Source organism: Paenibacillus sp. LHD-38, from assembly GCF_031157315.1.
Taxonomy (GTDB): domain Bacteria; phylum Bacillota; class Bacilli; order Paenibacillales; family Paenibacillaceae; genus Pristimantibacillus.
The window spans coordinates 26,429-39,640 of record NZ_JAVIFU010000016.1 but is presented as its reverse complement, the minus strand read 5'-3'; the positions used below and the strand labels follow the sequence as shown (position 1 = coordinate 39,640).

General features: G+C 48.6%; 12 protein-coding genes. 6 read left to right on the top strand and 6 right to left on the bottom strand.

From position 1 onward, the window contains the following. Nucleotides 1-174 precede the first annotated feature (174 nt). Nucleotides 175-1,200 (bottom strand): dienelactone hydrolase family protein, encoded by a 1,026-nt coding sequence (locus RCO25_RS15340; RefSeq protein ID WP_308997015.1) that lies wholly within the window; start codon nucleotides 1,198-1,200, stop codon nucleotides 175-177. Between the two features lie 167 nt (nucleotides 1,201-1,367). Here RCO25_RS15340 and RCO25_RS15335 point away from each other — a divergent pair, with 167 nt between their 5' ends. Next, entirely contained in the window at nucleotides 1,368-2,579 is a 1,212-nt protein-coding gene (locus RCO25_RS15335; RefSeq protein ID WP_308997014.1) for an aspartate aminotransferase family protein, read from the top strand. A gap of 82 nt (nucleotides 2,580-2,661) precedes the next feature. Here the strand turns inward: RCO25_RS15335 and RCO25_RS15330 are convergent, their stop codons facing one another. Then, complete coding sequence (locus tag RCO25_RS15330) at nucleotides 2,662-3,699, bottom strand: hypothetical protein (protein ID WP_308997013.1); 1,038 nt, start codon at nucleotides 3,697-3,699, stop codon at nucleotides 2,662-2,664. A gap of 586 nt (nucleotides 3,700-4,285) precedes the next feature. Then, the gene (locus tag RCO25_RS15325) at nucleotides 4,286-5,011 is read right to left on the bottom strand and encodes an SDR family oxidoreductase (protein WP_308997012.1); all 726 of its coding nucleotides are present in this window, start codon (nucleotides 5,009-5,011) and stop codon (nucleotides 4,286-4,288) included. A gap of 115 nt (nucleotides 5,012-5,126) precedes the next feature. Between RCO25_RS15325 and RCO25_RS15320 the strand changes: the two genes are divergently transcribed. Beyond that, complete coding sequence (locus tag RCO25_RS15320; RefSeq protein WP_308997011.1) at nucleotides 5,127-5,369, top strand: hypothetical protein; 243 nt, start codon at nucleotides 5,127-5,129, stop codon at nucleotides 5,367-5,369. Nucleotides 5,370-5,394: 25 nt separating this feature from the next. On the opposite strand, the gene uxaC is transcribed toward RCO25_RS15320, so the two are convergent. Next, the gene (gene uxaC, locus RCO25_RS15315; RefSeq protein ID WP_308997010.1) at nucleotides 5,395-6,801 is read right to left on the bottom strand and encodes a glucuronate isomerase; all 1,407 of its coding nucleotides are present in this window, start codon (nucleotides 6,799-6,801) and stop codon (nucleotides 5,395-5,397) included. 20 nt (nucleotides 6,802-6,821) lie between these two features. Further along, a complete protein-coding gene (locus tag RCO25_RS15310) occupies nucleotides 6,822-8,117 on the bottom strand; it encodes a Gfo/Idh/MocA family protein (RefSeq protein ID WP_308997122.1) in 1,296 nt (431 codons plus the stop codon). Nucleotides 8,118-8,244: 127 nt separating this feature from the next. On the opposite strand from RCO25_RS15310, the gene RCO25_RS15305 reads away from it, so the two are divergent. From RCO25_RS15305 to RCO25_RS15290, 4 genes are all read left to right on the top strand, one after another. Continuing rightward, nucleotides 8,245-9,096: an AraC family transcriptional regulator gene (locus RCO25_RS15305; RefSeq protein WP_308997009.1), complete on the top strand. Its 852-nt coding sequence runs from the start codon at nucleotides 8,245-8,247 to the stop codon at nucleotides 9,094-9,096. Nucleotides 9,097-9,246: 150 nt separating this feature from the next. Further along, nucleotides 9,247-10,251, top strand: a complete 1,005-nt coding sequence (locus RCO25_RS15300) for a Gfo/Idh/MocA family protein (protein WP_308997008.1) — start codon at nucleotides 9,247-9,249, stop codon at nucleotides 10,249-10,251. Nucleotides 10,252-10,290: 39 nt separating this feature from the next. Further along, nucleotides 10,291-11,238 (top strand): AraC family transcriptional regulator, encoded by a 948-nt coding sequence (locus tag RCO25_RS15295; protein WP_308997007.1) that lies wholly within the window; start codon nucleotides 10,291-10,293, stop codon nucleotides 11,236-11,238. 33 nt (nucleotides 11,239-11,271) lie between these two features. Further along, nucleotides 11,272-12,351 carry a Gfo/Idh/MocA family protein gene (locus RCO25_RS15290; protein ID WP_308997006.1) on the top strand — a complete coding sequence of 360 codons (1,080 nt, stop codon included), beginning with the start codon at nucleotides 11,272-11,274 and terminating at the stop codon, nucleotides 12,349-12,351. 259 nt (nucleotides 12,352-12,610) lie between these two features. Here the strand turns inward: RCO25_RS15290 and RCO25_RS15285 are convergent, their stop codons facing one another. Continuing rightward, nucleotides 12,611-12,811 carry a hypothetical protein gene (locus tag RCO25_RS15285; RefSeq protein WP_308997005.1) on the bottom strand — a complete coding sequence of 67 codons (201 nt, stop codon included), beginning with the start codon at nucleotides 12,809-12,811 and terminating at the stop codon, nucleotides 12,611-12,613. Nucleotides 12,812-13,212: the final 401 nt, after the last annotated feature.

The following is a 13,212-nucleotide window of genomic DNA, read 5'->3' as shown; positions in this document are numbered from 1 at the left end:
AGATCCGTTTACTGCTCTCTATTTACTCAGTACTCTCTTTACCCTTGGCATACTCTTAGGTTAGGCGTGCTTAATTTCCATTAATTGATTTTGATACTGAATACGACCGGTGCCGCGCTTTGAACATGCCTTGTTTGAAGCAGAAAACTATCTATCCCTTGATCAAAAGTAACTTTATCGAGAGGTTAACGTCCGCTTCAGCCAGTCGTAAGCCAGCCGCCCGCTTATTTCGTGCGCGCCCGGAAAAATATCTGTCGCGAGCTTATCCCCAGCACCCTCTGCCTCATAAATCTCCTGAATTACAGCTGCTGCCTTGCGAAAGCCTCCAACCGGAAAGATCGGATCATGCTCGCCAGACTCGAGAAATAACGGGCGTGGCGCAATTAGCCCGATTAATTCAGGCAGCTCTGCATGTACAAGCAAGCCCGGCGTATAATTATCAATGCAATGTCGGACGGCAAAAATACTATCTTTAACCGTGTTCGTAAAGCCGGTCAACACCGTTGCGTTGATCCGCGCCTCCAGCACGGCAGCTGCATAACCGATTAACCCTCCGCCGGAGAAGCCCATGAGTCCCATGCGATCCGCATCGACCTCCGGCCTTGAAGCCAAATAAGTAAAGGCCTTTAGAGCCTCTGTAACCCGCAAGCCGGTAAGCGTTTTTCCGAGCATCATCAGCTGCGCAGATAGATTGAAGCAGGAGCTGGGCATATTCGGATCAAGCGCAAGATCCGCAAGGAGCCTGCGCTCACCGAACCCGATTACGTCCGGCGCAATAACGACCATTCCCCGCTTCACAAGCTGCACAGCAAAATGCTGGTGAATGCCTGGCTCTTCCTGATCGGGCGAGCCATCTCTCAGCAAGCCTACGATTTCGCGGCTGCCATAACCATGACCATGAATAGCCAGCACTGCTGGCAGCGGCTCCTTCACGTTGTCAGGAATAAGGACATAAGCAGCAAAGGTTAACTCCGGTGTTGCCGAAAGCTCCACCCGCTCGCGGACATATCCATCGCATTGAACGCGTTCCAGCAATCGTGGAGCAAAACCGGAGTTAGGCTCAAAGTGGCCGATCGCTTCACGCAGCGCCGCCTTTAGCCTGGGTCTGCGCTCGTTTCGAAGCTCATGCTTAGATTTTGTTTGATGCTGATTGACCGCTTCGTTGTACAGCTTATTTAATAAAGAATCCCCATTCCACATAGTCCGCTCAACCGCCTCTATTCTAAATTTTCAACATGTAATCCTTTTTATAGGATCAATCGTTTTCCGTTGTAAATGTGCGCTGTGAAGATTAAAATCTGCTTATTGAATCTTTATTCATTATACTGTATATTTATACAAAACAATGAATAACCGGGAGGCTCGTCATGATTCAATTAGAAAAATCATTAACGTCAGCATTGCTCGAAACAGCGGAGAAATCGGTTTTATTTACGGCACGTCGTCCCGGGATCGTGATGGAGCGCAGCGAAGGGATGCATCTTTGGGACACGGATGGAAAACGTTATTTGGATTTTGTCGGCGGATGGGCCGTCACAAGCCTTGGTCATTCTCCAGCGGCCTTGCAGGAAGCACTATCGCGCCAAGCAGCCACTTTAGTTCACGCTAGCCCCGGCTACTACAATCGGCCGATGATTGAATTCGCCGAACTGCTTACCAGCGTCAGCGGGATGGATAAAGCATTCTTCGCCAGCAGCGGCGCCGAAGCGAACGAGAGCGCAATTAAGCTGGCCAGAAAGCATGGTGCGGTCAACCTTAACGGAGCCTATGAGATTATTACGCTAACGAACAGCTTTCACGGACGAACGCTTGCAACGATGTCGGCTACCGGTAAAGAGCAGTGGAAGGAACTTTTTGCTCCCAAAGTAGATGGATTCAAGCATGTGCCGATCAACGACCTCGATGCCTGCTTCGCCGCGGTTACCAATCAAACCTGCGCGATCATGGTCGAGCTTGTACAAGGCGAGGGAGGGGTTCATTCGGTATCGGAATCTTATTTATACGGATTGCGCAAAATTTGTGACATGTATGGCATGCTGCTTATTTTCGATGAAATCCAGACGGGGATGGGCAGAACGGGCAAACTCTTTGCCTATGAGCATTATGGCATTCAACCGGATGTCATGACGCTCGGCAAAGGGATCGGCGGCGGATTTCCGTTATCGGCGATGCTCACACTGAACAAATACGATCTATTCGAGCCCGGTGATCAAGGCGGAACCTATACGGGTGCTCCGCTCGCGATGGCCGCAGGCTATGCCGTGCTGAAGGAGCTTCTTGAACGAAACTTAGCCGTAAATGCGAAGAAGCAGGGACAATATTTAGTAGATGGACTGCATGATCTTGCATGCAGCTTCCCTATTTCGAACATTCGCGGCAAAGGATTGCTGATTGCGTTCGACTTACCCGAGGGTGCAGCCACCGAACTCGCAGCAGCTTGCCTGCATGAAGGTCTGCTCATTAATTCGCCTAACTCATCTACGATTCGTCTCGTGCCTCCGTTAATCGTAACGCAGCAGAACATCGATGATATGCTGGGCATTATGCGTCACGCGCTCGGAAAGCTGCAGCCGGGTTGATGCTTCAAGCGTAAACAGCCGACACAGCGCTTGGCGGCGAAAGCTCGTTTACGGTGAAAAAGCAGCGGATCAAGATAAAATTTCAAATAAAAGGTCTGCGGTCCAGTACGAGCTGCAGCGGTTCATCGGTTTGAATGAGCCCGGGGATCAGCTGCTGAATCGCAGCCAAGCCGCATACCGCTCCGCATAATGAATGCAGGTCGTCGAAGGGCTCATCCGATTCGGTGCCAAGCTGGGCCAGATTCTCGATAAAGCGCTGCGAAGTGCCTTTTACGGCGGCCTTGCATTCCTCTTTGCGGTAAGAAGCCGTTTGCTTCAAGCAGCAAAGAATCGTATAGGCCCAGTCAATATGGAAATAGGAAAATACCTCTTCGGGCAGCTCCAGCTCACCACTTTGATACAGCTCCAGGCAGGTGTCTATCACACGCTCCGGATATGGGATTTGCTCCTTTCGATGAGCGAGGTTGAACAAATAATGAAAGCTGCCTGCAATATGGTGGAACAACGGCGCATTCACTGGACTTCCGTCTGCTTGCTTTACGCAACCTTTACGCCATAAACCGGTCAGCGGATCAGCATTTTGAAGCAGCCAATCGAAGTATTCCCGCTCCCACGCTTCATCGACGGATTCCGACAGAACCAAGCATGCATAAATGCCGGCACCCTTTAATGACTCGCCCCAAGGCTGATCTCGCCAATCCAGGCTCTCAAGAAACGGCGCAATTTGTTCTTTGTCCATCAGCTCTTTGAATCGAACAAGCGGAAACCCAGCTTTCCCGTCAAAAAGCTCCAATGCCGATAGCGCAAACGCCGTACTATGAATCTCATTATGGCCTTGGCCTGCGAATACGCCGGTATTTTCCGACTGGTGCTGCTGCAGAACAGCAATCCAAAGCTTTTTCTCTGCCGGAAGCTGCGGCAGTGCATTCAGCGTATATAAAATAATGGCAGCATCTGCCGTTCCGTAAACATCCTCATTCGTATTTCCCTGCTCAAGCTGCGCTAAATGCCTGGCATAGGCTCGGCTCTCCTCATGGAAACGATGAGCCTCCAGCGTTTTCATCACTCGAGCAATAAATGGACGCAAATCCGTCACGCTATCCCACCATCCTAAAATCATTTTTGCATGGCTTCACCTTAATAGCGGGAATAACCAGGCTCTTATATTGATGTACTGCTTACGACAAGTACATCGATACGAGCTGTTTCCTATGAGATGAACATTCAAATCGGTACCAAGTCGCTAATCGGCTGCTTTTCTGCAAATACAATACGATCATGCTTGCTCCCCTTCCAGTCCTACAATGCAGAAAGTACAGCGGAATCCCTGTTATTCGCCTCTCTTCGAAGCTGCGTTGCATAAAATACAGCAGAACATAACAATTGAACCCATTTTCCCGGAATAGGAGTCGTTTATAAAAAATCCGTTGTAAAAACTACAGTGTATGAGAAGAAGCTGCTGTTCTGGCGCCATTCTATTGTACGAACTGCAATGTAGGCCTCCCTAGCTTCAATTAGAAATTTGCACCGCACCAACTCCCAACAAAACTCATAAGCTGCTGCCCTGCCTAGCTAAATGGCAGATGCCTCCCTTGGCGATAGAAGCTAGTTTCGCTGTGAAATATAAGCATTGCATAAGGTTAAATCTATATTTTCAAATGTAAAAAAACCTTACTCGCCCCCCGCTGTCGAACCAGCCTTAACCTCTACCAATTAAGCGCATTGCCTGCGTAATCTACATACTCGCACTCAGTCCCGGCCGCCGGCAGTCGCAGCCGCGCCTCGATTAGCTGCAGGATGGCACCCGCTGACTGCTCGGGCGTTAACGCGGCATCTGCATCAAGCTTGCCCTGCATAAAAGTTTGCACCCAGCCCGGATGTACGACTAATACGCGTCCGCCCTGCTGCTTGATTCCGTTATGGATCAGCTTGGACTGCATATTAAGCGCCGCCTTCGACATACAGTATGCGAACCAGCTGTCGCGATAGCAATCGCCAATACTGCCTGCCTCCGAAGAAATATTGATAAGAAATTTGGATTCGCCCCTCAGCAGCAATGGCATAAAAGTTTGACTCATCCGAAGGCTGCCCAGCGTGTTCACGTTGAAGACGTCCATCATCTCCGCATAATTAAGCGGATCCAGCACGTTAGCTCCAATGTCGCCGAGTATAGCGCCGTTATTGATTAACAAATCAAGCTGATCCGTTTTCCCGGACGCCGCTTCAAATGCCCTTGCCACGCTCTCATCGCTCGCGATATCTAGAGGCAGCAGACAAAGCTGATCAGCATGCACTTCTTTCAGTGCTTGAAGCTCCGGCGCTTCATCCGCGTATTGTCCCGCAAATACATGAAAGCCCTGCCCCAGCAAGCCCTTCACAAGGGCGAGACCTACCCCGCGATCCGTGCCCGTTACAAAAGCTGTTTTTTTCATTTCGTTCACTTCTCCGATCACTATTAATTCGCCGCTCGCTATGCATGATGGATAAGCACTTGCGCATAAATTAGATACGGTTGTAATGCGCCTAATCAGCAGGAGGGCTACCATTTTGCGTACAAGGACCGTAAAAAACAATGAATTTAAAATTTACGTCATACCCGCTTGGAAATGGAAGGAGTTTCTGGCCTTCGAGCTCATCGGCGGTACAGCGTTTTATTTGCTATGCAGAAAATTGGCCCATTCCGAGCTGTTCGGAATGGCCGCCAATATCGCCGGACCCCAAATGCTTAAATATTTAATGGCCGCTTACCGGCTCGATACAAAAAACGTTCCGCAGCCCCCGCCGAGCTAGCGGAATTGCAGAACGTTTCTTTCATTTAAAATCCGAAGTATGCTTTCGCATTGCGGTAGGAGATGTTTTGAACCAAGTCCCCGAGCAGCTCCATATCGTGCGGAGCCTCGCCGTTTTCCACCCATTCGCCAAGCAAATTACAAAGGATGCGTCTAAAATATTCATGCCTTGTGTAGGATAGGAAACTGCGTGAATCGGTCAGCATTCCGACAAACCGGCTAAGCAGACCTAAATTCGCAAGCGCATTCATCTGGTCCAGCATGCCATTTTTCGTATCGTTAAACCACCAAGCCGAGCCAAGCTGGATTTTCCCCGGCACTCCGCCGCCTTGGAAGCTGCCGATAATCGAGCCGAGCACATCATTATCCTTCGCGTTTAGCGAATAAACAATGGTTTTCGGCAGCGCGTCATCCGCATCCAGCGCATCAAGCAGCTTTGCAAGCGGATAAGCCACTGCGCTGTCATTGATGGAATCGAAGCCAGTGTCGGGTCCAAGCTTGCCGAGCATGCGGGAGCTGTTGTTTCTTGCTGCGTTAATGTGGAACTGCATCGCCCAGCCGCGCTCCGCATATAAGCGGCCAAGGAAGAGCAGCGTAAATGTTTTATACTGCTTTTCTTCCTCCAAGCTTACTGTTTCCCCATTCAAGGCTTTGGCAAAAACAGCGGCAGCGGCAGCCTTCGTCGTCTCCGCATACGCCACATAATCCAGCGCATGGTCAGAAACCTTGCAGCCGACCTCGTCAAAAAATTTCACCCGTGCAGCAAGCGCGTCCAGCAGCGCATCATAGCTGTCAATCCTGGCAGAAGCCGCTTCGCCAAGCTTGCCCACCCAATCCAGGAACGTTGCGCGGTTTATTTCAAGCGCCTTGTCCGGACGGAAGGATGGCAGCACCTGCACGTTAAAATCCTCTAATTCCTTAATCGCTATATGATACTCGAGCGTATCAACCGGATCATCCGTCGTACAAATGACCTCTACGTTCGACATTTTGATCAAATCACGTGCCTTGAACTGGCCCGTCGCCAGCTTTGCATTGACCTTCTCCCAAATCGCCGGCGCATTTTTTTCATTAATAAGCTCGTTTACGCCGAAATAACGGCGAAGCTCCAAATGCGACCATTGATACAAAGGATTTCCGATGGTTTGCGGAACCGTTTTGGCCCATGCTTCGAAACGATCGTAATCGGTTACGCCTTCTCCGCCTGTTACATAACGTTCCTCCACGCCATTCGCGCGCAGAGCCCGCCATTTGTAGTGATCGCCGTAGAGCCAAGCCGCCGTCAGGTTCTCAAAGCTTGTATTCTCCAAAATTTGCTGCGGGCTTAGATGGCAGTGATAATCAATAATAGGCATGTCCTTAGCAAAATCATGATAAAGCCTAACCGCCGTTTCATTCGATAGCAAAAAATTGTCGTCCATAAATGGCTTCATTTCAGCTTTCCCCCTGAACACTATTTGTGGAATTTCACAAGGTCGTCGATCTGAACGGCCAACCCCGTTTGAATGGAACGGTTAGCGGCAATGCCCGTTAGAATCGACCTGGCTCCGTCAATATGATTAGCTGCCCGATTGAAAGGATCCTCCACCGGCGTTCCGAATAAGTCGTTCAGCAATACAGGATCGCCGCCGCCGTGACCGCCTACGCCTTCCTCCACCTCAACCTCGTAAGGAGCACCAAACATCGGGAACACCTTAATCGTCTTCTCCTTTAAAGCGCCTTCATCTGCTTTCTTGCCGCCTGAATTGACGTACGATTGCTCGACGATATTCATCTCAAGGCGCCCCTTCGTTCCATTAAACGCAATACGGTAACCTTCCCAAGGCAAGTAAGCGTTTAAGGAATACGTCAGAATGGCGTTGTTTTTGTAACGGACAAGCACACCCATCGTGTCTTCGATATTAATGCCGTCACCGAATACGCTCTGATCGCGGCGATAGCCGTCCTCGTGTTCCGCATCCAAATACATCGCTTTCAAATGGTCATTTTTATCCAAGTGTAGCGCAAAAGGATCGTTCTCGGCAATCGGATTTCCTGTCGCGCGCTCATAGAATTGCGTTTCCCCGCGCTGCTCCGCATTTTCACGGCCGTAGAACAGCAAATCGCCAAAAGCAAATACGGATTCCGGCTGCGACCCGATCCAGAAGTTAACGAGATCGAAGTGATGCGTCGATTTATGCACAAGCAAGCCGCCGCTGTTTTGTTTATTGCGATGCCATCTGCGGAAGTAGTCTGCGCCATGCTGCGTATTCAGCAGCCACTCGAAGTGAACAGAGGTCACTTTGCCAATGGCGCCGTTCGCGATAAGCTCTCTAGCCTTCGTATGATGCGGCGCATACCGGTAGTTGAACGTTACCCGCACATTGCGGCCCGTCCGTTCCACCGCGTCCAAAATGTCTTGGCATTTATTCTCGTCAACCGTCATCGGCTTCTCCGTCACGACATCACAACCGAGCTCCAGCGCACGAATAATGTATGTGTGATGCGTACGGTCCATGCTCGTAACGATAACCGCATCCGGTTTCTCCTGCTCGATCATCCGGTCGAACTCATTTGATTTGTACGTTCTTACTGCCTCATATTTATATTTATCCACTAAAATGCGGTTCGCATAGTCCATTCTCGTTTGGTTGATATCACAAAAAGCCAGCAGCTCGGATGTCTCTCTGAAATCGGTTGCAAGCGCACCGTAAAAAAATTCAGCTCTCCCGCCGCTGCCTACCAGCACGTATCGTTTTTTTGTCATTATTATCATTCCTCCCTAAAATTGCTTACTTTCATGTTACCGCATGAGAGTGCTATAATTCTCTGCATATCATGCTTTATTTTCATATAACACCGCTTTTCTTGCGGTATGTGTAAGGAGCTTGCATAAAATGATTAACGAACTGGAATTATACAGCTTCGGCTCCACACCCGAGCTATTTGTGGAATATACGAAACGTTCTGCGCCCTTTACGATGGAAAATGACCATTACCATGATTATTATGAAATCTACTATATGCTGTCTGGACAGCGGATCTATTTTATCAAGGATCGTTCCTATTCGATTGAGCAAGGCGATCTCGTCTTTATACACAAGCATGAGCTTCACAAAACGATGCAGGCAGGCAGCGGCTCGCATGAAAGGCTGATCTTTCATTTTAATGATGCGAAACTTCTCAGCTTGGCGGGAAAGCATACAGAACTGCTGTTAACCCCATTCAATCAGCAATTCCATATCATTCGTCTGCCAAGGCAGGAGCAGCTAGCGCTCGAACAGCTAATGAGGCGCATGGTTTCGGAGATGAAAGAGGAGCCCGCAGGCTATGAGCTTTTTCCGGCTTACGCCTTAACCGGACTGCTGCTAAGCGCAGCTAGATATATCGAGCAGCATGATCCGGCCCCGCTTCATCATGCAACGCCGATGCATGCCAAAATCTCTGAGGTGATCCGCTATATTAACGCTCATTTCGCAGAACCGCTTCGTCTAGGCGGACTTGCCGAGCATTTTTTCATTAGTCCTTACTACCTAAGCCGCATGTTCAAGGACATAACCGGGTTTACCTTCTCCGACTACGTCATTCTCACGCGCATCAAAGAAGCACAGCGTCTGCTTCGAGAATCCGATAGCAGCATTACGGAGATTGCGGCCGCGGTCGGCTTCGATAACTTTTCCCATTTCGGGAAAACGTTCAAAAAAATCACCCGGGATTCACCGCGCGGCTATCGCAAGCAGTATAAATGATCGCAACGTTATCATGTCGCAATTTCACACATATATAGTCATTAAATTACACTAAAAATGAGTGTAGAACTATGTTAAATTATATTTGTTGTCATAAATTTATACATGAAATTAGAAACAACTAATAGATGCCCAGGGAGAGATGAACCGATGATTCGAATTGGTAAAATCAGTTATTGGCACGTGCACGCATGGGATTATACGAAGCAAGCTCAGGAGCATCCGGGTACGGAAATCGTAGCGGTTTGGGATGAAATTGCACAGCGCGGACAGGCTGCAGCAGAGAAGCTAGGCGTTACGTTTTATGAAGATCTGAACGAAATGCTGAGCCGCGATGATGTTGACGCGGTTATCGTTGATGCTCCAACGGCAAGGCACCAAGAGGTTATCGTCGCCGCTGCTAAAGCGGGCAAGCATATTTTTACCGAGAAGGTTATTGCTGCTACCCTGAAGGAATTAAACATAATACTGGATGAAGTCACCAAAAATAATGTAAAATTAACCGTATCACTGCCGCGTTTAAACGATGGCTATACGCTTGCGATTCGTGATATTTTATCACAAGGCGTGCTTGGAAAAATAACGCTGGTACGTGCTCGTCTGTCACATAACGGAGCAACTGCCAATTGGCTGCCTGAGCATTTCTACAGCTTAGAGGAATGCCTCGGCGGCGCATTAATCGATTTGGGTTGCCATCCGATGTATTTGACCAGACTGTTTATGAACGAAATGCCTAAAGAGGTATCCGCTCATTTTGGTTATGTCACCGGCAAACAAGTGGAAGATAACGCGGTTGCGGTCTTGACCTCAGATTCCGGCGCGATCGGAATCGTAGAGGCCGGCTTCGTTAATAACCATTCACCGTTTACGCTGGAGGTACATGGCACAGAAGGATCGCTGCTTTACGGCACGCCTGAGAACCAGCTGCTGCTTCGCACTACCGGTTCAGGAGCCGGCTCGTCTGAGAAGTGGACAGAACAAGTCATCCCTCCGGCAAGGGAGAGCGCTTTTCATCAATGGGTGCAGCATATTGAAAACGACACGTCAGCCGATGAGAATGTAAGCCTTGCCATCGATTTAACAAAATTGATGGAAGCTTCAAATCTTTCCGCCCGCGAGCACCGCGCTATTCGGATTGATGAGCTAATCAAGTAAGAGTAAACGGAAAATGGATGACTCCGAGGAGGAATCAGCATGCCTAACTTTCCTTACGAAATGATGCATGAGCGACAGGATGCGCTTGAGCGCCTGGAGCTCTGCATCAGGTGGGGACAATACGACATCCATGTGCTGCGCTTCCATTTAACGCAATTTCCTCCCGGAAGAGTCATAGGCTTCCACAAGCATGCCGAGTATGAATTTCATTTCATTCCGCAGGGCAAAGGAAAGGTCATTATTGTCGACCAGGAATATGCGCTGAAGCCCGGCATGTTTTATTTAACCGGACCTGAAATTATGCATTATCAAGAAGCGGATGCCTTTGAAGCAATGGATGAGCTCTGTCTTCATGTCGATATTATCGACCGAAATGCCGAGAATAACGGCAGCGATCCTTATTCTTACGACGATTGGGAAGCTGCCGAAGCGCATGATTGCATCGAGAAGCTGCGCTCGCTTCCTCTCTATCCTACGACGGATCTGCATCAAGCGATGCCCCGTTTCCTGGAAGCTTATCAGGCATGCAGCGATAATTTTGTCGGCAGTTATACCACCATCAAGCAAACCGTAATACAGATTCTCCTGCGGGCCGTACGCGCTTACGATACGGCAAACGAACAAAAACAGTTTCCAACGCGTGATATGAAGGCCTACCGTTACCGGCTTGCCTTGGAGTATATTTACGCGAACTATGACGGCAGCATCACGCTTGAGGACGTAGCAGACAAGCTTAACCTCAGCTCGCGGCATATTCAGCGGTTATTTAAGGAGCTTCATCACGGGCATACCTTCAGCCGCATACTCGAAGATATTCGATTAGCAGTCGTATGCCGGGAGCTGCTGGAAAGCGAGCAATCCGTCGAACAGATCGCGAAGCTCGCAGGCTTTGCCGGCGGTAACTATCTGCATGCTGTCTTTCGCAAAAAATTTGGCGTCACGCCCTCCGAATACCGTAGGAGCGCTCGTCAAACCCAATTGCAATAACAAAATTTTATAACTATTAGGAGGCTATTTAACATGTCTAAAGTATATAAACTTGCTATTATCGGCTGCGGCGGAATTGCAAACGGCAAGCATTTGCCAAGCCTGAAGAAACTGGATAACGTTGAAATCGTTGCATTTTGCGATATCGTCGAGCACCGCGCTATTGAAGCTGCCGGCTTGTACGGCGCTGAAGGCGCAAAAGTATACACCGATTACAAAGAGCTTTTGACCGACCCTGCCATTGAAATCGTTCATGTCTGCACGCCAAACGACTCGCATGCCGATATCTCTATCGCGGCGCTTGAAGCCGGCAAGCATGTTATGAGTGAAAAGCCGATGGCTAAAACCGCTCACGACGCGCAGCGTATGGTTGATGCGGCTCGCCGCAGCGGCAAGAAGCTTACCGTTGGTTACAACAACCGCTTCCGTCCAGACAGCCAGCATTTGAAGAAGCTTTGCGCAGCAGGCGAGCTTGGAGACATTTATTACGCGAAAGCGCATGCGATTCGTCGCCGCGCCGTACCGACTTGGGGCGTGTTCCTCGATGAGGAGAAGCAAGGCGGCGGACCGCTTATCGATATCGGTACTCACGCGCTTGATTTGACGCTTTGGATGCTTGACAACTACAAGCCAAAAGTCGTTCTTGGCACTTCCTATCACAAGCTTTCGCAGCGTGAGAACGCGGCAAACGCATGGGGCCCTTGGGATCCTGCGAAATTCACGGTTGAGGATTCCGCATTCGGTATGATCGTTATGGAGAACGGCGCTACAATCGTGCTAGAATCCAGCTGGGCGCTCAATACGCTTGAGGTTGACGAAGCGAAATGTACGTTGTCTGGTACAGAAGGCGGAGCGGATATGAAGAATGGCCTTCGCATCAATGGCGAAAATCAAAGCCGTTTGTACACGACAGAGATCGATTTGAAGGCTGGCGGCGTTGCTTTCTTCGACGGTAAAACAGAGAGCGATGCTGATCTCGAAATGAGAATGTGGCTGAAAGCGATCGACGAGGACACCGATCCTGTCGTTACGCCTGAGCAGGCTTTCGTTGTATCACAAATTTTAGAAGCGATTTATGAGTCCTCCAAAACCGGCAAAGCCGTATATCTATAAGAATTAAGTGTTCAATGAAAATAAAGTAATAGATTGATAAAAAATAAAGGCAGCGACAGCTTGGACGGTGAATATTGTCCTGGGCTGCCGCTGCCTTTTTTAGGCTATCTTTACACGTTAGCGTAACAAACGAGAGAGTAACGACTCCGCCTCACTCGTCATTCCGAGCGGAATAAGTACGACGAACTGGTCTGTATGTTACTGATATTCTTTCTTTAGATCTACTAAATACTCATAAACATTAACAATTCGGGGCATATCAATTTTTTTTTGCAAAGCGGCTGTGATTATTGCGATCACCAAGATCCATAGGCTGGATAAATACAATAGGTGATTCTTCTAATGTTCTCACTGAATCTCCTTTGGTAAGAAAAGCAAAGTGGTCTCCATCTGATCCTGTTCGAAGAAATACAATTGCATTTTTAGGTGTATACCCGTAATCATCCTCTTCTTCAAACACTAACTATCCTCCAAAATAATCATCAAAGCCCATACCATGCTCACTCATAAGCTCTTGGTCAATATTAAATAAATATTGCAGAGTTGCAGGTTTATCATATCCTTTTACCATAAAGTCGCCCCCCCCCACTCCCTAAAAATAAGATCGTTAGCCTTGTCCCATTAAAATTCCTGTAGTTTTTCGGTCGCTTCTCGAGGGGTGTTGTCTCGGTTTTCTTTGTTCTTTTTAACGAGAGGGGAATTTACGAAAATAGCCTCAATTCCCTTGCCTGAAATAGGTGGAATCCTGCGAATTCATGAGTCTGAGTAAGAGAATTGAATCATATTGAGGGTGCTTAATAAGGAAGAATGTAGAATTCGTTATTATTATTAATCGATTGGGTATAAATTGAGAAAGGAATT